General features: G+C 62.6%; 13 protein-coding genes, 2 tRNA genes and 2 rRNA genes. 7 read left to right on the forward strand and 10 right to left on the reverse strand.

What is annotated here, in order from left to right:
• Nucleotides 1-53: 53 nt before the first annotated feature.
• Nucleotides 54-3,644 (reverse strand): indolepyruvate ferredoxin oxidoreductase family protein, encoded by a 3,591-nt coding sequence (locus tag DCN14_RS15605; protein ID WP_096508215.1) that lies wholly within the window; start codon nt 3,642-3,644, stop codon nt 54-56.
• Between the two features lie 320 nt (nt 3,645-3,964).
• Here DCN14_RS15605 and DCN14_RS15610 point away from each other — a divergent pair, with 320 nt between their 5' ends.
• On the forward strand, nt 3,965-4,159 hold the full coding sequence (locus DCN14_RS15610) for a hypothetical protein (RefSeq protein ID WP_096508216.1): 195 nt from the start codon (nt 3,965-3,967) through the stop codon (nt 4,157-4,159).
• Between the two features lie 131 nt (nt 4,160-4,290).
• On the opposite strand, the gene hppD is transcribed toward DCN14_RS15610, so the two are convergent.
• Nucleotides 4,291-5,388, reverse strand: a complete 1,098-nt coding sequence (gene hppD / locus DCN14_RS15615; protein WP_096508217.1) for a 4-hydroxyphenylpyruvate dioxygenase — start codon at nt 5,386-5,388, stop codon at nt 4,291-4,293.
• Between the two features lie 200 nt (nt 5,389-5,588).
• Between hppD and DCN14_RS15620 the strand changes: the two genes are divergently transcribed.
• Nucleotides 5,589-6,113 (forward strand): Lrp/AsnC family transcriptional regulator, encoded by a 525-nt coding sequence (locus DCN14_RS15620; RefSeq protein WP_096508218.1) that lies wholly within the window; start codon nt 5,589-5,591, stop codon nt 6,111-6,113.
• Between the two features lie 67 nt (nt 6,114-6,180).
• Here DCN14_RS15620 and DCN14_RS15625 read toward each other — a convergent pair whose 3' ends face one another.
• From DCN14_RS15625 to paaA, 8 genes are all read right to left on the reverse strand, one after another.
• Nucleotides 6,181-6,828, reverse strand: a complete 648-nt coding sequence (locus DCN14_RS15625; RefSeq protein ID WP_096508219.1) for a GNAT family N-acetyltransferase — start codon at nt 6,826-6,828, stop codon at nt 6,181-6,183.
• 234 nt (nt 6,829-7,062) lie between these two features.
• Nucleotides 7,063-7,668 (reverse strand): TetR/AcrR family transcriptional regulator, encoded by a 606-nt coding sequence (locus DCN14_RS15630; RefSeq protein WP_096508220.1) that lies wholly within the window; start codon nt 7,666-7,668, stop codon nt 7,063-7,065.
• A 22-nt stretch (nt 7,669-7,690) separates the two neighbouring features.
• Nucleotides 7,691-8,506 (reverse strand): DUF1835 domain-containing protein, encoded by an 816-nt coding sequence (locus DCN14_RS15635; RefSeq protein WP_096508221.1) that lies wholly within the window; start codon nt 8,504-8,506, stop codon nt 7,691-7,693.
• A gap of 129 nt (nt 8,507-8,635) precedes the next feature.
• Nucleotides 8,636-9,724, reverse strand: a complete 1,089-nt coding sequence (paaE, locus tag DCN14_RS15640; protein ID WP_096508222.1) for a 1,2-phenylacetyl-CoA epoxidase subunit PaaE — start codon at nt 9,722-9,724, stop codon at nt 8,636-8,638.
• A gap of 2 nt (nt 9,725-9,726) precedes the next feature.
• Nucleotides 9,727-10,290 carry a 1,2-phenylacetyl-CoA epoxidase subunit PaaD gene (gene paaD / locus DCN14_RS15645; RefSeq protein ID WP_096508223.1) on the reverse strand — a complete coding sequence of 188 codons (564 nt, stop codon included), beginning with the start codon at nt 10,288-10,290 and terminating at the stop codon, nt 9,727-9,729.
• 27 nt (nt 10,291-10,317) lie between these two features.
• A complete protein-coding gene (gene paaC, locus DCN14_RS15650; RefSeq protein ID WP_096508224.1) occupies nt 10,318-11,121 on the reverse strand; it encodes a 1,2-phenylacetyl-CoA epoxidase subunit PaaC in 804 nt (267 codons plus the stop codon).
• Between the two features lie 9 nt (nt 11,122-11,130).
• Nucleotides 11,131-11,415, reverse strand: coding sequence for a 1,2-phenylacetyl-CoA epoxidase subunit PaaB (gene paaB / locus DCN14_RS15655; protein WP_006752453.1), 285 nt, complete (start codon nt 11,413-11,415; stop codon nt 11,131-11,133).
• A gap of 36 nt (nt 11,416-11,451) precedes the next feature.
• Entirely contained in the window at nt 11,452-12,450 is a 999-nt protein-coding gene (gene paaA / locus DCN14_RS15660; protein ID WP_096508225.1) for a 1,2-phenylacetyl-CoA epoxidase subunit PaaA, read from the reverse strand.
• Between the two features lie 200 nt (nt 12,451-12,650).
• Here paaA and DCN14_RS15665 point away from each other — a divergent pair, with 200 nt between their 5' ends.
• The 5 genes from DCN14_RS15665 (at nt 12,651) to DCN14_RS15690 (ending at nt 19,431) form a co-directional block, all read left to right on the forward strand.
• Entirely contained in the window at nt 12,651-13,916 is a 1,266-nt protein-coding gene (locus tag DCN14_RS15665; RefSeq protein WP_096508226.1) for an SGNH/GDSL hydrolase family protein, read from the forward strand.
• Between the two features lie 568 nt (nt 13,917-14,484).
• Nucleotides 14,485-16,017: ribosomal RNA gene (locus tag DCN14_RS15670) — 16S ribosomal RNA — on the forward strand.
• A gap of 62 nt (nt 16,018-16,079) precedes the next feature.
• Nucleotides 16,080-16,156 (forward strand) — tRNA-Ile (locus tag DCN14_RS15675).
• Between the two features lie 40 nt (nt 16,157-16,196).
• Nucleotides 16,197-16,272, forward strand: a tRNA-Ala gene (locus DCN14_RS15680).
• Between the two features lie 277 nt (nt 16,273-16,549).
• A 23S ribosomal RNA gene (locus tag DCN14_RS15690) occupies nt 16,550-19,431 on the forward strand.
• Together the 16S and 23S rRNA genes with 2 tRNA genes alongside form the textbook arrangement of a ribosomal RNA operon.
• The last annotated feature ends 41 nt before the right edge of the window (nt 19,432-19,472 follow it).

Genomic DNA, 19,472 nt, shown 5'->3' on the forward strand with positions numbered 1-19,472 from the left:
GAGCCACGACAGTGCGGGCGGGCCTCCTGACCGCGAACGCCCGCCGTCCGCCGTTACGCGACCTGCTGGCGCGAATGGCCGCCCGTCGGCGAACGCCACTGCGTGAGCAGCGTGTTCCACTTCTGGCGTACCGCGCGCAGGTTGTTCTCCTTGACGTGGCCGTAGCCGCGAATGCCGTCCGGCAGCGCCGCGAGCTCGAGTGCGAGCGGGCGGTTGGCTGCGCTCAGCGTGGCCGTCACTTCGCCGATCAGCGCTTCGTACTCGCCGATCAGCGCGCGCTCGGTGCGGCGCTCCGCGGTGCGGCCGAACGGGTCGAGCCCGGTGCCGCGCAGAAACTTCGCTTTCGCGAGCAGCCGGAACGCCGACATCATCCACGGGCCGTACGCCTTCTTCACGAGATGGCCGTGTGCATCCGTCTTCGCGAACAGCGGCGGCGCGAGGTGGAATTTCAGCTTCCAGTCGCCTTCGAATTGCGACGACAGGCGTGCGAGGAACGCGGGATCGGACTGCAGCCGCGCGACCTCGTATTCGTCCTTGTACGCCATCAGCTTGAACAGGTTGCGCGCGACCGCTTCGGTCAGCGGCTCCTGCACGGCGTCGCCGTCGGCCAGCGCGCGTTCGGCCGCCCGCACCTTGTCGACGAAGGCCGCGTAGCGCGAGGCATACGCGGCGTTCTGGTACGCGGTGAGGAACGTCACACGCTTCGCGATCAGTGCGTCGACCGCCTTCTTCGTGTGCAGCGCGATCACCGTGGCGCCCTGCGCCGGACGTGCATCGCCGGCCGCGGCCTGCTTCACGCTCGCGAGGTCGTGCGCGGCGCGCCGGCCCCAGTCGAACGCCGCGCGGTTCTTTTCGACCGACACCGCGTTCAGCTCGATCGCGCGTTCGAGCGACGCGAGCGTGAGCGGCAGCCAGCCCTTCTGCCATGCGTAGCCGAGCACGAACGGGTTCGTGTAGATCGCGTCGCCGAGCAGCGCGAGTGCGAAGCGGTTCGCGTCGATGAAATCGACGGCCTCGCCGGCTGCCGCGCGGATGTCGTTCTCCGCGGACAGGCCCGGGAACGCCCAGTTCGGATTCTTGATGAACTCGGCGGTCGGCGTCTGCGCGCTGTTGACAACCACGCGGGTCGTGTCGTGGCGCATCCGCGACGTGCATTCGTCGCCGGCCGTGACGATCGCGTCGCAGCCGATCACGAGGTCCGCTTCGCCCATCGCGATCCGCGTTGCGTGGATGTCGGTCGGCGCGTGCGAGATCTGCACGTGGCTCATCACGGCGCCGCCCTTCTGCGCGAGGCCCGTGACGTCGAGCACGGTCACGCCCTTGTTCTCCAGGTGCGCGGCCATCCCGAGCAGCGCGCCGATCGTGACGACGCCCGTGCCGCCGACGCCCGTGACGAGCACGCCGTACGCACGCTCGATTGCCGGCAGCGTCGGTTCGGGAATCGGCGGCAGCGCACCGCCGTCGACCGCCACGGCCTTCGGCTTTTTCAACTGGCCGCCCTCGACCGTGACGAAGCTCGGGCAGAAGCCCTTCACGCACGAGAAGTCCTTGTTGCAGCTCGACTGGTTGATCTGGCGCTTCGTACCGAACTCGGTTTCGAGCGGCTCGACCGACAGGCAGTTCGACTGCACCGAGCAGTCGCCGCAGCCTTCGCACACCGCATCGTTGATCACGACGCGCTTGGCCGGATCCGGATACGTGCCGCGTTTGCGGCGGCGGCGCTTCTCGGTCGCGCAGGTCTGGTCGTAGATCAGGATCGTCGTGCCTTCGATCTCGCGCAGCTCGCGCTGCACGTCGTCGAGCTGGTCGCGGTGATGGATCGTCACGCCCGGCGCGAGCAGCGCTTTCTGGCTGTCGTACTTTTCCGGCTCGTCGGTGACGATCACGATCTTCTTCGCGCCTTCGGACGCGAGCTGGTGCGTGATCTGCGGCACCGTCAGCACGCCGTCGACCGGCTGGCCGCCCGTCATCGCGACAGCGTCGTTGTAGAGGATCTTGTAGGTGATGTTCGCCTTCGACGAGATCGCCGCGCGCACCGCCAGCAGGCCGGAGTGGAAATAGGTGCCGTCGCCGAGGTTCGCGAACACGTGTTTTTCGTCGGTGAACGGCGCCTGGCCGATCCACGGCACGCCTTCGCCGCCCATCTGGCTGAAGGTGCTCGTGTTGCGGTCCATCCACACGGTCATGTAGTGGCAGCCGATGCCGGCGATCGCGCGCGAGCCTTCCGGCACGTTGGTCGACGTGTTGTGCGGGCAGCCCGAGCAGAACCACGGCTTGCGCTCGGTCTGCACGTGCGGCTTCGCGAGCGCCATTTCCTTCGCGTTGATCACCGCGAGCCGCGCGGCGATGCGTGCGCGCACGTCGGACGGCAGTTCGAACTTGTCGAGACGCGTCGCGATCGCCTTCGCGATGATCGCGGGCGACAGTTCGTAGTGCGCGGGCAGCAGCCAGTTGCCCATCGGCACCGACCATTCGCCGCCGGCGCCGTCCTTCTCGTCGAACTTGCCGAACACGCGCGGCCGTTGCGCATCGGGCCAGTTGTACAGCTCTTCCTTGATCGCGTATTCGAGGATCTGGCGCTTTTCCTCGACGACGAGGATTTCGTCGAGGCCGCGCGCGAATGCCTGCGCACCCTGCGCTTCGAGCGGCCACACGCAGCCGACCTTGTAGAGCCGGATGCCGATCCGCGCGCAGGTTTCGTCGTCGAGGCCGAGGTCGGTCAGCGCCTGGCGCACGTCGAGATACGCCTTGCCGCCCGTCACGATGCCGAAGCGCGCCTGCGGCGAATCGATCTCGATCCGGTCGATCTTGTTCGCGCGCACATACGCGAGCGCCGCGTACCACTTGTAGTCGAGCAGCCGCGCTTCCTGCACGAGCGGCGGATCCGGCCAGCGGATGTTCAGGCCGCCGTCCGGCATGATGAAGTCGGTCGGCAGCACGATCTCGGTGCGATGCGGGTCGATGTCGACCGATGCCGACGATTCGACCACGTCGGTCACGCACTTGAGCGCGACCCACAGGCCCGAGTAGCGGCTCATCGCCCAGCCATGCAGGCCGAAGTCGAGATATTCCTGCACGTTCGACGGGAACAGTACCGGCAGCCCGCACGCCTTGAAGATGTGTTCGGACTGGTGCGCGAGCGTCGACGATTTCGCCGCGTGGTCGTCGCCGGCGAGCACGAGCACGCCGCCGTGCCGCGACGAGCCGGCCGAATTCGCATGCTTGAATACGTCGCCGGTGCGGTCGACGCCCGGACCCTTGCCGTACCACATGCCGAACACGCCGTCGTGCTTCGCGCCGGGATACAGGTTCACCTGCTGCGAGCCCCACACGGCGGTGGCGGCGAGGTCTTCGTTGAGACCGGGCTGGAATACGATCTGGTGGGCGGCGAGATGCTGCTTGGCCTTCCACAGCGACAGGTCGAGGCCGCCGAGCGGCGAGCCGCGATAGCCGGAGATGAAGCCGGCCGTATTGAGGCCGGCGGCGCGGTCGCGTTCCTGCTGGAGCATCGGCAGGCGCACCAGCGCCTGGATGCCGCTCATGTACGCGCGGCCGCGTTCGAGCGTGTATTTGTCGTCAAGCGTGACGGACTTCAGCGCGGCTTCGAGCGACGCGCGTTGGCCTGCGTCTAGCGGGGCATTCATTGAACTGTCTCCTCCACCCAGTTTGGGATCACCAAAACTTCAGTTGCTTCGACGTCTTGTGAACGTGTCGGCAGTGGCCGGCATATTGGCCGGTTTTAAGTGATGGTAGCACTGGGATAAACCCGCCGCCCACCGGCCGGCGTGCCGCGACGCGTCACTGAAATCGCGCGAGGCGCTGAGTTACATCATGTAAAAGCATGTAAAGCCGCCCCCTTCTTCGTACAAATGCCGTTAATCTTGTCGGCCTGCCGGAGGTGCCCGGCCGCGTCGGCCCGATTCGACGCAACCGGGGAGGCGCCGGTAGTTTTAAAGGAGGTGCAATGAACACACGTCATATCCAGAGTTTCCTGATCGTGTCCGCCGCGTTTTTCGCGATGACCGGCCCGGTGCACGCGCAAGGCGCGAGCGCGCTGGCGGCAGCCGGCGTACAGATGCGTCAGATCGTGCCGGCGCAGGACGCCGACGCGCAGCCGGCGGCCGAGCGCGCCGTCGCGCCGAAGGCGAGCGTGCGTTGATCCGTTTGCGCGGCCGTCGGGCCGCGCCGGAACGACAAAGGGCGGGAATCTTGCGATTCCCGCCCTTTTTCTTTGCGCCGCCGGTTCGCGCGGACGCCCAGGCTACCCCGGGCACCGCATCGCGCGATGGGTCAGGCCTTGTCCTGCACCACACCGCGGCGGATCTGGTCGAGCTCGATCGATTCGAACAGCGCCTTGAAGTTGCCTTCGCCGAAGCCCTGGTTGCCCTTGCGCTGGATGATCTCGAAGAAGATCGGCCCGATCTGGTTCTCGGTGAAGATCTGCAGCAGCAGGTCGTCGCGCGCGCCGTCGATCAGGATCTTGCGCTTCTTCAGTTCGTCCAGCGATTCGCCGTGGTTCGGCACGCGGCGGTCGACCAGCTCGTAATACGTGTCGATCGTGTCGAGCAGCTTCACTTCCTTGCCGCGCAGGCCGTCGACCGCGCCGTAGATGTCGTTCGTGCCGAGCGCGATGTGCTGGATGCCTTCGCCGTGGTACGCATCGAGGTATTCCTGGATCTGGCCGGCCGTGTCCGAGCCTTCCTCGTTGATCGGGATCCGGATCTTGCCGCACGGCGACGTCATCGCCTTCGACTTCACGCCCGTCACCTTGCCTTCGATGTCGAAGTAGCGCACTTCGCGGAAGTTGAACAGGCGCTCGTAGAATTCCGCCCATTCCTGCATGCGGCCACGATGCACGTTGTGCGTCAGGTGGTCGATGTAGGTGAGGCCGTGGCCGGCCGGATTCGGGTTCGCGCCGGCGATCGGCTCGAAATCGACGTCATAGATGCTGATGTCGCCGATCGCGCCCGGCTGCGCGCCGTTCTTGCCGCGCCAGCGGTCGACGAAGTAGATCAGCGAATCGCCGATGCCCTTGATCGCCGGAATGTTCAGCTCCATCGGGCCCGTCTTGTTGTCGAAGCCCCATGCGCCGAGTTCGAGCGCGCGCTTGTACGCCTTCGCGGCGTCCTGCACGCGGAACGCGATCGCGCAGATCGACGGGCCGTGCAGGCGCGCGAAGCGCTGCGCGAACGAATCGGGTTCGGCGTTGATGATGAAGTTGATGTCGCCCTGACGGTAGACCGTCACGTCCTTGTGGCGGTGGCGTGCGATCGCGGTGAAACCCATCCGTTCGAACAGTTGTCCGAGTGCTTTCGGATCCGGTGCGGTGTATTCGATGAATTCGAAGCCGTCGGTGCCGACGGGGTTTTCCCAGTTGGGGATCTGCATGCCGTGTCTCCAGTGTGCTTTGCGATTCGCCCGGGCGCGACGGGGCTCGGGCCGGTTTCGTGTCGAAGGTGGCGCGCGCCACGAATCGGTTCATGCGACAAAGTGTAGCGGGCGGGGCGGAGCGTAAACTTGCGAACTTGATCGTCCGTGCCTACGATGGCGCAATTTCCAGTCTCGAAATAATCGATGGAGGGTAGAAAATGGCGCAGGTCGAATTGGATGCGATCGACCGGCGGATTCTCGCGATTCTTCAGCAGAACGGCCGGCTGTCGAATCAGGAGATCGCCGAGCGTGTGAACCTGTCGCCGAGCCCGTGTCTGCGGCGAATCCGGCGGCTCGAGGAGATCGGCGTGATCACCGGCTACGTTGCGCTGCTGGATCCGCAGAAGCTCGGGCTCGATCTGCTCGCGTACGTGAGCGTGCGGCTCGAGAAGCGCGGCGGCCTGGCGCCGGTCCGGGCCGACGAGACGTCCGCGCGCGCGGGCGCGACCCACGCGGAACTGTTCCGCGCGGCCGTGCAGACCTGGCCGGAGGTGGTCGCGTGCCACGCGATGACGGGCGACATGGATTACCTGCTGCGCGTACAGGTCGAGGACATGGCGCATTTCTCCCGCTTCGTGCAGGAGCATCTGCTGCATCATCCGTCGGTGATCGACGTGAAGACGAGCTTTTCACTCGAATGCTTCAAGGAGACGACGGCGTTGCCGATCCGCTCGGTGCGCTAGCGTGCGGCGCCGCGAAGGAGGGAAAGGGAGAAGACCGGGCGCCGTGCGGCAGCCCGGTCGGCCGATGTCACGCCGTCAGCGCGGCGGGCATCAGCGATTCGATGAACTTCGACGTGCGGTGTGCCTGGCGCTTGAGTGCGTAGTCGAACACCGCGGCCTGCTCCTGCAGCATCTCGGCGATGATCGTCGAGTGGTCTGCCGGCGGCAGCGACAGATACGCGTCGGCTTCGCCGTACGCATACTCGATGCGCATCCCGGACTTCTTCGCGATGTGCATCATCGTTGCATTGCGCGACAGGCAGTGCATGTACAGCATCGTCACGCGCGTGTTGCGGCTGCGGATGGCCGCGCGCTCGAACAGCTTCGAGCCGACGCCGCGGCCGCGCGCGCTTTCGAGCACCGACACGCCGAATTCGGCCGTGCGCGTGTCGCCGTCGACCGGCAGGTAGGCCAGATGGCCGACGCCGATCAGCTCGAGCGCGTGGTCGAACACGCCGAATACGGTGTCGCGACCGAAGTCGATCGTACGGACATAGTTCTCGATCACGTGGTCGGGGACCATCTGGCCGAAGCGCAGCAGGCGGTCCTCTTCGTCGAGCGAGAGAAAGTGGGTGAGCATTCGCTCACGATCTTTGGAAGCCAGTTCCCTGACGAGAACCGGCGCACTACCGGCGTTGCCGACTGCATCGGCGCGACCGTTGACTTGCGTGTTCATCGTGGGTTCCTCAGTGCGTGGCAGCACAGTGATTTGTGCATTGCAACAGCATTTTACCCGAGCAGAGTTGGGGAAAACCCGTATTTGACGTTATTTATGAAGAGGGTGAATTCTAAATCCGCTTAGTTAATTTTGTATCTCTTTGATTTTTAACGGATTAAAAATTTATCACATGAAACGCGCGGCGAGCGGTCGCAGTGTGCCCGTCACGCAACGCATGCTGCTGCGCGGCAATCACGCGCCTGGGGCCAGCCCTCGCTCCATCAGGTCGATGACCTGTTCGGCGAAGTCGCGGTAGCCGAGCCGGCCGCCCGGCTTCAGCCACGTGAACGTCCAGTTGATCATCCCGAACACCATCATCGTGACCGACGTCTGGTTTTCCTTCGAGATCCGGTCCGGATAGGCGCGCGCGAGCTGACGCGAGAAAGCCGCGACGATGTCGCGCTGGCGGTCGAGCACGATTTCGCGCTGCGCGTCCTCCAGATACTTCACGTCGTTGAGCAGCGCGACATGGCGGCTGTGCGACGTCTCGTACTCGGAGAGGAAGGCGCGCACGAGTTCGGCGAACGCGTCGCGCTCGCTGAGCCCGCGCCGCTGGCTCGCGCCCTCGACCTCCGCGATGATCAGCATCAACCGCTTCGTGTAGCGATCGAGCAGGTCGAACAGGATCGCTTCCTTGCTCTCGTAATAGTGATAAAGACGCGCCTTCGACGTGCCGCTCGCGGTCGCGAGATCGGACATCGACGTGCTCGGGTAGCTCGTCTGCGCGAATTTCTCGGCGGCGAGATCGAGGATCTGCTCGCGCTGGGATTCGTGGTCGGGCGCTCGGGTACGGGCCATGGTCGAATGCTGAAGAGTAGCGTTAGCGATGCGCGGCTGCCGCGCGCACCTGCGTGGAAGAGAGGGCGGTCGGCGCATCGTCCTGCAGCTCGAGCCGTCCGGCCGCCGCGAGTTCGCGACAGCGCCACCAGGCGATCGCGTCGCTGACGAACAGCCCGCCGCGGTCGGCGTCGGCCATGATGCCGCCCACGAGCTGTCGCGCGGGCAGCCAGCCGGGTTGCGCATGCGTGACGATCAGCGCGTCGAGGTCGGCGTACTGGCCGCTCTTGATCGTGTTGCTGACCCAGTAGCGCAGTTCGGCATTCAGGTGTTTCGCTTCCTGCCATTCGAGCGCGAGGCGACCGATGCGCAGCACCGAGATCGGCGCGGCCACCGGCCGTTTGCGGGCCAGCGCCGCGGGCGAGAACATCCCGGTCGAGCATGCCTGGTCGCGGCGGCCCAGCGCCGCGCGTTCGGGCGCGTCGAGGTCGGCCGCGGACAGCCGGACTTCGTTCAGGCGCTGCGGCACGTTGCGCAGATGATAGGCGACGCGCCGCAGCAGCAGCTTGTCGCCGACGCTCGGCGCGTGCCAGACGACCACCTGGCCCGTGTCCATCGCGAGCTGGTCGAGGCGTGCGAATTCGTGTTCGACTTCCGCGTTCCAGTCGGGAACCCGGTCGCCGAGCACGCGCTGCCAGAAGGCGGCGCGCGTGTCGGGCGTCTCGTCGGCGCCCTTCAGCGGCCCGACGGCGAGATCGTCGAGCAATCCGACGACGAGCTCGTCGCGTCCAGCCTGTGCGAGGGCCTCGCGCAGCGACGCGGCAGCGGTGCCGCCCTGAATCACGTGAATGGTACTCATCGGCCTGTCATCAACAAAAGAAAACCGCCGGCCGGGCGGACGTTGCAACGTCCAGCCGGCCGGCGGCCCCTAGTGTAAGCGAGATGTGTGACGACGAGAAACCGGTGCGGCGCGCCGATGCGACGCCGCTCAACGCTCGTCGAAGCTCACGACGACCTTGTCGCTGATCGGGTGGCACTGGCACGTGAGCACGAAGCCGTCCTTCACTTCCTGTTCCTCGAGCGTGTAGTTCTTCTCCATCCGGACTTCGCCTTCGACCACCTTCGCGCGGCACGTGCAGCACACGCCGCCCTTGCACGCGTACGGCAGTGCGAGGCCCGCGCGCAGGCCGACGTCGAGCAGGCTCACGCCTTCGTACGGCAGGCGCAGCTTGCGCCTCTTGCCGTCGAGCACGATTTCGAGGTCCGCCGCGGGCGTCTGGTCGGTGATCTCGACGACGGGCGCGCCGGCCTGCGGCAGCGGCGTGCCGAAGCGCTCGACGTGCACCTTCGCCTGCGGCACGCCGGCCGTCTTCAGCGCGGCTTCGGCCGCGTCCATCATCGGCGCGGGGCCGCAGATGAACGCTTCGTCGATTGCGTCGGCCGGCGTCAGCGTGTCGAGGAATTCCGCGCATTTCGCCTGGTCGAGCACGCCGTTGAACAGCTCGACGTCCTGCTGATCGTCCGACAGCACGTGGTACAGGACGAAGCGGTTCATGTAGCGGTTCTTCAGGTCCTCGAGTTCCTCCGCGAACATGATCGCGTCGACGCTGCGGTTGCCGTAGATCAGCGTGAACGTGCTGCGCGGTTCGAGTTCGAGCGTCGTCTTCACGATCGCGAGCACCGGCGTGATGCCCGACCCGCCGGAAAACGCGACGTACTGCTTGCCGAGGTCGGCATTCAGGTGCGTGAAGAAGCGGCCGTCCGGTGTCATCACGTCGATCGTGTGGCCCGGCTTCAGCGTGTCGAACGCGAAGTTCGAGAAGCGGCCGCCGCGCACGCGCTTGATGCCGATGCGCAGTTCGCCGTCGCGGTCGTAGTCGGTCGTGCCGACGCAGATCGAATACGAGCGGCGCGTTTCCTCGCCGTCGATGTGGGTCTTCAGCGTGACGAACTGGCCTTGCGTGAAGCGGTAAGCGTCGCGCAGCTCGGGCGGCACGTCGAACGAGACGGTAACGGCGTCGGCGGTCTCGGGCCGCACGTCGCGGATACGCAGCGGATGAAATTGCGGGGTCGCCATGATCAATAGGGTTTGAAGTAGTCGAAGGGTTCGCGGCAGTCGACGCAGCGATACAGCGCCTTGCAGGCCGTGGACGCAAATTGCGCGAGACGCTCGGTGTTGGCGGAGCCGCAGCGCGGGCAAACGGGCGCCGCGACCGGCCGCGGCACGAAGCGCACGACGTTTTCCCGCGGCGCGGTGCTGCCGCACTGGCCGACGGGCGGCGCGATGCCGTACTCGCGCAGCTTGTCGCGCGCTTCCTGCGTGATCCAGTCGGTCGTCCACGCGGGCGCGAGCACCGTCTCGATCCGGTGCGGCGGCAGGTCGGCGGCGTGCAGCGCGGCGGCGATGTCCTCGGCGATCTGCGACATGGCCGGGCAGCCGGAGTAGGTCGGCGTGATCACGACTTCGAGCAGGCCGTCGTCCGCACGACGGACGTCGCGCAGGATGCCGAGCTCGCGGATCGACACGACCGGGATTTCGGGATCGGGCACCGCTTCGAGCACGTCCCACGCGCGCGCGAGCAACGGATCGTTGCGATGCGCGGCGGGTGCGGCGTTGGCGGGGGCGGCGGTCTGGACGGACATCGTCGGGCTCTCCGTTGGGTCGGTCGATTACCAGGTCGCGCCGGGATGCTGGCGTGCGAGGCTCTGCATTTCCGCGAGCAGGTAACCCATGTGTTCCGAGTGCTCGCCCTGCTTGCCGGTCGTTACGTGCTGCACGGGCGCCGGCAGGGTCAGCGTCGCTTCCGCGAGCGCATCGTCGACATCCGCGCGCCATGCCGCTTCGAGCGCGGCCGGTGCCGGGGCGATGCCCGGCGCGGCGACGGCGTCGTCGATTGCGTCGGCTGCGAAGAATTCGCGCGTGTACGGCATCAGATAGTCGAGCGCGGCCTGCGCGCGGCGATGCGATTCGTCGGTGCCGTCACCAAGGCGCACCAGCCATTCGCGCGCATGTTGCACGTGATAGCGGGTTTCCTTCACCGACTTCGCGGCGATCGCGGCGAGTTGCGCGTCCGTCGACGTTTCGAGCGCGGTCCACACGTGCAGCATCAGCGTCGCGTAGAGGAAGTTGCGCACGATCGTCACCGCGTAGTCCTTGTCGGCGTGCGCGGTGCCGGCGAGCGGGCCGTAGTGCGGCAGCTCGGCGAGCGTGAAGTTCGCGAACTCGCGCTCGGTGCGAAAGTATGCGTAATCGTCTTCCGTCTTTGCCGCGCCGTTGAGCTGGCGCTCGAGTTCGGCCGCGTGCGTATACAGCATGCGCGCCTGGCCGATGAGGTCGAGGCTCATGTTGGTGAGCGCGATGTCTTCCTCGAGGACGGGGCCGTGGCCGCACCATTCGGCGTTGCGCTGACCGAGGATCAGTGCGTTGTCCGCGAGGCGCAGCACGTAGGAGAGGTGTTCGGGCGTGATCGTCATGGCGCGGCGTTACATGTGGTTGACTTCGTCGGGCAGCGTATAGAACGTCGGGTGACGGTAGATCTTGTCGCCCGCCGGCTCGAACAGCTCGGCCTTCTCGGCCGGATCCGACGCGGTGATCGCCGACGACGGCACCACCCAGATGCTCACGCCTTCCTGGCGGCGCGTGTAGACGTCGCGCGCCATGCGCAGCGCCATCGACGCGTCGGCCGCGTGCAGGCTGCCGCAATGCTTGTGGTCGAGGCCCTGCTTGCTGCGCACGAACACTTCCCAGATCGGCCATTCCTTGTTCATCACTCTCTCCTGAATCCTGTATTCGATGGTTGCCGCTCAGGCGGCGTGCTGTTCGGCGCGGGCGCGGCGCTTCGCTTCGTGCGCGAGCGCGGCTTCTCGCACCCATGCGCCGTCGTCGTGCGCCTTCACGCGGGTCGCGAGGCGCTCCTTGTTGCACGGGCCGTCGCCGTTGACGACGCGCCAGAATTCATCCCAGTCGATCGTGCCGTAGTCGTGGCGGCCGCGCGCTTCGTTCCATTTCAGGTCCGGGTCGGGCAGCGTTACGCCGAGCACCTTCGCCTGGTCGACCGTCGCGTCGACGAACTTCTGCCGCAGATCGTCGTTCGAGATCCGCTTGATGCCCCATTTCGACGACTGGCTGCTGTGGACCGAATCGGCGTCGCTCGGGCCGAACATCATCAGCACCGGCCACCACCAGCGGTTCACCGCCTGCTGGACCATCGCGCGTTGCGCGTCGGTGCCCTTCATCATCGACAGCAGCGCGTCGAAACCCTGGCGCTGGTGGAACGACTCTTCCTTGCACACGCGGATCATCGCGCGTGCGTACGGCCCGTACGTGCAGCGGCACAGCGGGATCTGGTTCATGATCGCGGCGCCGTCGACGAGCCAGCCGATCACGCCGACGTCGGCCCAGGTCGGCGTCGGGTAGTTGAAGATGCTCGAATATTTCGCCTTGCCGGCGTGCAGCGCATCGATCAGCGAATCGCGCGATACGCCGAGCGTTTCGGCTGCGCTATAAAGATAGAGGCCGTGGCCGGCTTCGTCCTGGACTTTCGCGAGCAGGATCGCCTTGCGCTTCAGGCTCGGCGCGCGCGAGATCCAGTTGCCTTCCGGCAGCATGCCGACGACTTCCGAGTGCGCGTGCTGCGAGATCTGGCGCACCAGCGTCTTGCGATAGGCGTCGGGCATCCAGTCCTGCGGTTCGATCTTGCCGTCCGCGGCCATGATCGCGTCGAACCGCGCTTGCTCGGGCGACTCGGCTGCGGCGTCGAGTGGCGCGACGTTGCCGGGGATGTCGAGGGATTGCGTGTACATGGCGGAGGTTCTCGTCCGGTTGAATGTGTGCGAAGTATAAACCAACCGACCGGTCGGTTAATAAATTTCTTACGGATTTCCGGCGAGACTCGGGTAAACGTGGGGCGTCGGGGCGCGATCGTCGTGTGAGAAGGCAATCCGTCGCGTGAGGCGGGCGGCTTCTGCGGCACAATGCCCGCTTTCCGATGAGGATTTCGCCGATGTCATTTCGAAGCAGTTTCGTCGCGACCGTACTGGGCGCGTCCGTTTTCCTGTCGCCGCTCGCGGCCTCGGCCGCGCCCGCCGGGTGGGTCGCTGCGTGGGCGACTGCGTTGCAACCGATTCCCGACCTGGCTGCGCCGCCGCCGCTCTATCGCGCGCCCGATGTGGCCGGGCGGACCGTCCGGCAGATCGTCTACCCGACGGTATCGGGGCGTGCCGCGCGGATTCGCGTCAGCAATGCATACGGCCGCGCGCCGCTGGTGATCGAGGATGCCGGCCTTGCGCGTGCGGGCGACGGCGCCGCACTGGCGGAACGCTCGGTTGCGCCGGTGCGCTTCGGCGGCAAAGCGTCGGTGACGCTCGCACCGGGCCAGGAACTCGAAAGCGATCCGGTGGCGATCGACGTGACTGCCGGGCGACCGTATGCGATCAGTCTCCGGATGGGGGCGAACCAGCGGATGACCGTCTGGCACCGTGTGTCGAACCAGTTCAATTACGTGTCGGCGCCGGGCGATCATGCGGATGATCCGGGCGCCGGCGCCTTCCGTACCCGCTTTACTCAATATGCATGGGTGACGGAGCTGGCGGTCGAGGCAGGTTCCGCGCGGGCGAGTGTCGCGGCGATCGGCGACTCGATCACCGATGGACTGCGTTCGAGCTTGAACCGGAACCAGCGCTGGCCGGACGCGCTGACGCGTCGGCTGACTGCGTCGGGTGAGGATTCGCTTGGCGTGGTGAACCTCGGCATCAGCGGGAACCGGCTGCTGAGCGACTCGGCGTGCTACGGCACGTCGCTGGCGTCGCGGTTCGGGCGCGATGCGCTGTCGCGCTCGGGTGTGAAGGCCGTGATCGTGCTGATCGGTATCAACGACATCAACTTCGCGGCGATGCCGCCGCGCGCGGGGCTCGATTGCGACAGCCCGCATACGCAGGTCACGGCTGCGTCGTTGATCGATGGCTATCGCCGATTGATCGAGGCCGCGCACCGCCAGGGCGTGAAGGCGTTCGGTGCGACGCTCACGCCGGCGGCGTTGCCGGCCGGACGCGAAGCGATCCGGCTCGAGGTGAACCGGTGGATTCGGAATGGCGGCGGGTTCGACGGCGTGGTCGACTTCGACGCGATATTGCGTGATCCGGCTCGCCCGAGTGTGCTGCAGCGCCGGTATGACAGCGGCGATGGCATTCACCCGAGCGATGCCGGCTACGCGGCGATGGCCGAAGCGGTGCCGGTGGAGCAACTGCAGGCCGCGGCCGGCGGCAAGTGACGGCGTCTTATATATAGAGTGATGAGCGGTGGGTAAGGTCGGATTCGCAGCCCGCACGTTGCTCGTTGCTCCCAAAGCCTCCGTGCGCGGCAGCGCACGGAGGCTTTTTCAAAATATTTTCACAAAGGGGCTTGCGGAGATGGGGGCGGGTGCTTAGAATCACGCCTCTTTCGCGCTAACGGAAACGCAGCGCGGGAGAGGAAGGAAGGGAAGCGGTGCGGTCGAGGTTGCTGTCGAGCCTTGGCGCACACGGAGTGGAACCCCAGCCGTCGCGACGAAGCAGTTAAAAATGTTGTTGACGATCTGGAAAAAGCGGTTCATAATCTCGCTTCTCTGCTGCTGAAAACGCAGCGCTGCTGAGAAACACGAAGTTCCTCGCAGAAATGCTCTTTAAAAATTAACAGCCGATAAGTGTGGGCGCTTGATGGACGCGAACTGATCCTCGGATCAGATAGCGAAAGTATCAAGAGTCTCACACTAAAGTAAGTCAGGTTTATGAAGCAATTCATATTCCTGTCAGCTTTGAGTGAGCGACCGGTTCGAAAGAACCGAAAACAGTAACAGGTTTGAACTGAAGAGTTTGATCCTGGCTCAGATTGAACGCTGGCGGCATGCCTTACACATGCAAGTCGAACGGCAGCACGGGTGCTTGCACCTGGTGGCGAGTGGCGAACGGGTGAGTAATACATCGGAACATGTCCTGTAGTGGGGGATAGCCCGGCGAAAGCCGGATTAATACCGCATACGATCTCTGGATGAAAGCGGGGGACCTTCGGGCCTCGCGCTATAGGGTTGGCCGATGGCTGATTAGCTAGTTGGTGGGGTAAAGGCCTACCAAGGCGACGATCAGTAGCTGGTCTGAGAGGACGACCAGCCACACTGGGACTGAGACACGGCCCAGACTCCTACGGGAGGCAGCAGTGGGGAATTTTGGACAATGGGCGAAAGCCTGATCCAGCAATGCCGCGTGTGTGAAGAAGGCCTTCGGGTTGTAAAGCACTTTTGTCCGGAAAGAAATCCTTGACCCTAATATGGTCGGGGGATGACGGTACCGGAAGAATAAGCACCGGCTAACTACGTGCCAGCAGCCGCGGTAATACGTAGGGTGCAAGCGTTAATCGGAATTACTGGGCGTAAAGCGTGCGCAGGCGGTTTGCTAAGACCGATGTGAAATCCCCGGGCTCAACCTGGGAACTGCATTGGTGACTGGCAGGCTAGAGTATGGCAGAGGGGGGTAGAATTCCACGTGTAGCAGTGAAATGCGTAGAGATGTGGAGGAATACCGATGGCGAAGGCAGCCCCCTGGGCCAATACTGACGCTCATGCACGAAAGCGTGGGGAGCAAACAGGATTAGATACCCTGGTAGTCCACGCCCTAAACGATGTCAACTAGTTGTTGGGGATTCATTTCCTTAGTAACGTAGCTAACGCGTGAAGTTGACCGCCTGGGGAGTACGGTCGCAAGATTAAAACTCAAAGGAATTGACGGGGACCCGCACAAGCGGTGGATGATGTGGATTAATTCGATGCAACGCGAAAAACCTTACCTACCCTTGACATGGTCGGAATCCTGCTGAGAGGTGGGAGTGCTCGAAAGAGAACCGGCGCACAGGTGCTGCATGGCTGTCGTCAGCTCGTGTCGTGAGATGTTGGGTTAAGTCCCGCAACGAGCGCAACCCTTGTCCTTAGTTGCTACGCAAGAGCACTCTAAGGAGACTGCCGGTGACAAACCGGAGGAAGGTGGGGATGACGTCAAGTCCTCATGGCCCTTATGGGTAGGGCTTCACACGTCATACAATGGTCGGAACAGAGGGTTGCCAACCCGCGAGGGGGAGCTAATCCCAGAAAACCGATCGTAGTCCGGATTGCACTCTGCAACTCGAGTGCATGAAGCTGGAATCGCTAGTAATCGCGGATCAGCATGCCGCGGTGAATACGTTCCCGGGTCTTGTACACACCGCCCGTCACACCATGGGAGTGGGTTTTACCAGAAGTGGCTAGTCTAACCGCAAGGAGGACGGTCACCACGGTAGGATTCATGACTGGGGTGAAGTCGTAACAAGGTAGCCGTATCGGAAGGTGCGGCTGGATCACCTCCTTTCCAGAGCTTCTCGCCAAGTTGAGCGCTCACGCTTATCGGCTGTAAATTAAAGACAGACTCAGGGGTCTGTAGCTCAGTCGGTTAGAGCACCGTCTTGATAAGGCGGGGGTCGTTGGTTCGAATCCAACCAGACCCACCACCGTCTTAGCCGACGGTACACCCTGAGGCAATCTGTACATGGGGGCATAGCTCAGCTGGGAGAGCACCTGCTTTGCAAGCAGGGGGTCGTCGGTTCGATCCCGTCTGCCTCCACCAATCTTCAATGACAAGCGTTCGAACGAAGCGTTGTTCGAGTCTTTGTCATTGGCGATTGAGCCAGTCAGAGCGGTACGAAAGTATCGGCTGTCGTTCTTTAACAATCTGGAAGAAGCAAGTAATTTGGATAGCGGAAGCGTCTCGAGATGGACGTGGAAGTTATCCGGGTTGTGATTGTATCGATGTATCTCAAGATGATTCGAACTCTATGTTTGACTCAATTTGGAATACGGCACAACGCGAGAACTCAACCTGTAACGAGACAGACTCGTTATAGGGTCAAGCGAACAAGTGCATGTGGTGGATGCCTTGGCGATCACAGGCGATGAAGGACGCGGTAGCCTGCGAAAAGCTACGGGGAGCTGGCAAACGAGCTTTGATCCGTAGATGTCCGAATGGGGAAACCCACTCCTTTTGGAGTATCCATGGCTGAATACATAGGCCATGTGAAGCGAACGCGGTGAACTGAAACATCTAAGTAACCGCAGGAAAAGAAATCAACCGAGATTCCCAAAGTAGTGGCGAGCGAAATGGGATGAGCCTTGCACTCTTTATTTGTATTGTTAGCCGAACGCTCTGGAAAGTGCGGCCATAGCAGGTGATAGCCCTGTAGGCGAAAACAGTACGAAAGAACTAGGTGTGCGACAAGTAGGGCGGGACACGTGAAATCCTGTCTGAAGATGGGGGGACCATCCTCCAAGGCTAAATACTCGTGATCGACCGATAGTGAACCAGTACCGTGAGGGAAAGGCGAAAAGAACCCCGGGAGGGGAGTGAAATAGATCCTGAAACCGCATGCATACAAACAGTCGGAGCCTCGCAAGGGGTGACGGCGTACCTTTTGTATAATGGGTCAGCGACTTACGTTCAGTAGCAAGCTTAACCGTATAGGGCAGGCGTAGCGAAAGCGAGTCCGAATAGGGCGTTCAGTTGCTGGGCGTAGACCCGAAACCAAGTGATCTATCCATGGCCAGGATGAAGGTGCGGTAACACGTACTGGAGGTCCGAACCCACTAACGTTGAAAAGTTAGGGGATGAGCTGTGGATAGGGGTGAAAGGCTAAACAAACTTGGAAATAGCTGGTTCTCTCCGAAAACTATTTAGGTAGTGCCTCGTGTCTCACCTTCGGGGGTAGAGCACTGTCATGGTTGGGGGGTCTATTGCAGATTACCCCGCCATAGCAAACTCCGAATACCGAAGAGTGCAATCACGGGAGACAGACATCGGGTGCTAACGTCCGGTGTCAAGAGGGAAACAACCCAGACCGCCAGCTAAGGTCCCCAAATATAGCTAAGTGGGAAACGAAGTGGGAAGGCTAAAACAGTCAGGAGGTTGGCTTAGAAGCAGCCACCCTTTAAAGAAAGCGTAATAGCTCACTGATCGAGTCGTCCTGCGCGGAAGATGTAACGGGGCTAAGCTATATACCGAAGCTGCGGATGCGAGCTAGTCTCGCATGGTAGGAGAGCGTTCTGTAAGCCTGCGAAGGTGTCTCGGAAGGGATGCTGGAGGTATCAGAAGTGCGAATGCTGACATGAGTAGCGATAAAGGGGGTGAAAGGCCCCCTCGCCGTAAGCCCAAGGTTTCCTACGCAACGTTCATCGGCGTAGGGTGAGTCGGCCCCTAAGGCGAGGCAGAAATGCGTAGCTGATGGGAAGCAGGTCAATATTCCTGCACCATTGTTAGATGCGATGGGGGGACGGATCGCGGAAGGTTGTCCGGGTGTTGGAAGTCCCGGTCGCTGCATTGGAGAAGGCGCTTAGGCAAATCCGGGCGCAGGATTCAAGGGTGTGGCGCGAGCTCCTTAGGGAGCGAAGCAATTGGAAGTGGTTCCAAGAAAAGCCTCTAAGCTTCAGTCTAACGATGACCGTACCGCAAACCGACACAGGTGGGCGAGATGAGTATTCTAAGGCGCTTGAGAGAACTCGGGAGAAGGAACTCGGCAAATTGGTACCGTAACTTCGGGATAAGGTACGCCCTTGTAGCTTGATGCGCCTGCGCGCAGAGGGTGAAGGGGTTGCAATAAACTGGTGGCTGCGACTGTTTAATAAAAACACAGCACTCTGCAAACACGAAAGTGGACGTATAGGGTGTGACGCCTGCCCGGTGCCGGAAGATTAAATGATGGGGTGCAAGCTCTTGATTGAAGTCCCGGTAAACGGCGGCCGTAACTATAACGGTCCTAAGGTAGCGAAATTCCTTGTCGGGTAAGTTCCGACCTGCACGAATGGCGTAACGATGGCCACACTGTCTCCTCCCGAGACTCAGCGAAGTTGAAGTGTTTGTGATGATGCAATCTACCCGCGGCTAGACGGAAAGACCCCATGAACCTTTACTGTAGCTTTGCATTGGACTTTGAACCGATCTGTGTAGGATAGGTGGGAGGCTATGAAACCGGAACGCTAGTTTCGGTGGAGCCGTCCTTGAAATACCACCCTGGTTTGTTTGAGGTTCTAACCTTGGCCCGTGATCCGGGTCGGGGACAGTGCATGGTAGGCAGTTTGACTGGGGCGGTCTCCTCCCAAAGCGTAACGGAGGAGTACGAAGGTACGCTAGGTACGGTCGGAAATCGTGCTGATAGTGCAATGGCATAAGCGTGCTTAACTGCGAGACCGACAAGTCGAGCAGGTGCGAAAGCAGGTCATAGTGATCCGGTGGTTCTGTATGGAAGGGCCATCGCTCAACGGATAAAAGGTACTCTGGGGATAACAGGCTGATACCGCCCAAGAGTTCATATCGACGGCGGTGTTTGGCACCTCGATGTCGGCTCATCTCATCCTGGGGCTGTAGCCGGTCCCAAGGGTATGGCTGTTCGCCATTTAAAGAGGTACGTGAGCTGGGTTTAAAACGTCGTGAGACAGTTTGGTCCCTATCTGCCGTGGGCGTTGGATATTTGAAGGGGGCTGCTCCTAGTACGAGAGGACCGGAGTGGACGAACCTCTGGTGTACCGGTTGTCACGCCAGTGGCATCGCCGGGTAGCTATGTTCGGAAGAGATAACCGCTGAAAGCATCTAAGCGGGAAACTCGCCTTAAGATGAGATATCCCTGGGGACTAGATCCCCTTGAAGGGTCGTTCGAGACCAGGACGTTGATAGGTCAGGTGTGTAAGCGCAGTAATGCGTTCAGCTAACTGATACTAATTGCCCGTAAGGCTTGATCCTATAACAAGTCTGCCTTGTAGATCGGCGCGGTGCGAAGGCAC

It is taken from the genome of Burkholderia sp. IDO3 (assembly GCF_003366075.1).
Taxonomy (GTDB): Bacteria; Pseudomonadota; Gammaproteobacteria; order Burkholderiales; family Burkholderiaceae; genus Burkholderia; species Burkholderia anthina.

Bases quoted from the DNA above. Each gene is read 5' to 3' on its own strand.
- paaD (WP_096508223.1), bottom strand. From the start codon at position 10,290: ATGTCCGTCCAGACCGCCGCCCCCGCCAACGCCGCACCCGCCGCGCAT.
- DCN14_RS15630 (WP_096508220.1), bottom strand. From the start codon at position 7,668: ATGGCCCGTACCCGAGCGCCCGACCACGAATCCCAGCGCGAGCAGATC.
- DCN14_RS15610 (WP_096508216.1), top strand. From the start codon at position 3,965: ATGAACACACGTCATATCCAGAGTTTCCTGATCGTGTCCGCCGCGTTT.
- hppD (WP_096508217.1), bottom strand. From the start codon at position 5,388: ATGCAGATCCCCAACTGGGAAAACCCCGTCGGCACCGACGGCTTCGAA.
- DCN14_RS15620 (WP_096508218.1), top strand. From the start codon at position 5,589: ATGGCGCAGGTCGAATTGGATGCGATCGACCGGCGGATTCTCGCGATT.
- DCN14_RS15605 (WP_096508215.1), bottom strand. From the start codon at position 3,644: ATGAATGCCCCGCTAGACGCAGGCCAACGCGCGTCGCTCGAAGCCGCG.
- DCN14_RS15665 (WP_096508226.1), top strand. From the start codon at position 12,651: ATGTCATTTCGAAGCAGTTTCGTCGCGACCGTACTGGGCGCGTCCGTT.
- paaE (WP_096508222.1), bottom strand. From the start codon at position 9,724: ATGGCGACCCCGCAATTTCATCCGCTGCGTATCCGCGACGTGCGGCCC.
- paaA (WP_096508225.1), bottom strand. From the start codon at position 12,450: ATGTACACGCAATCCCTCGACATCCCCGGCAACGTCGCGCCACTCGAC.
- DCN14_RS15635 (WP_096508221.1), bottom strand. From the start codon at position 8,506: ATGAGTACCATTCACGTGATTCAGGGCGGCACCGCTGCCGCGTCGCTG.
- paaC (WP_096508224.1), bottom strand. From the start codon at position 11,121: ATGACGATCACGCCCGAACACCTCTCCTACGTGCTGCGCCTCGCGGAC.
- DCN14_RS15625 (WP_096508219.1), bottom strand. From the start codon at position 6,828: ATGAACACGCAAGTCAACGGTCGCGCCGATGCAGTCGGCAACGCCGGT.
- paaB (WP_006752453.1), bottom strand. From the start codon at position 11,415: ATGAACAAGGAATGGCCGATCTGGGAAGTGTTCGTGCGCAGCAAGCAG.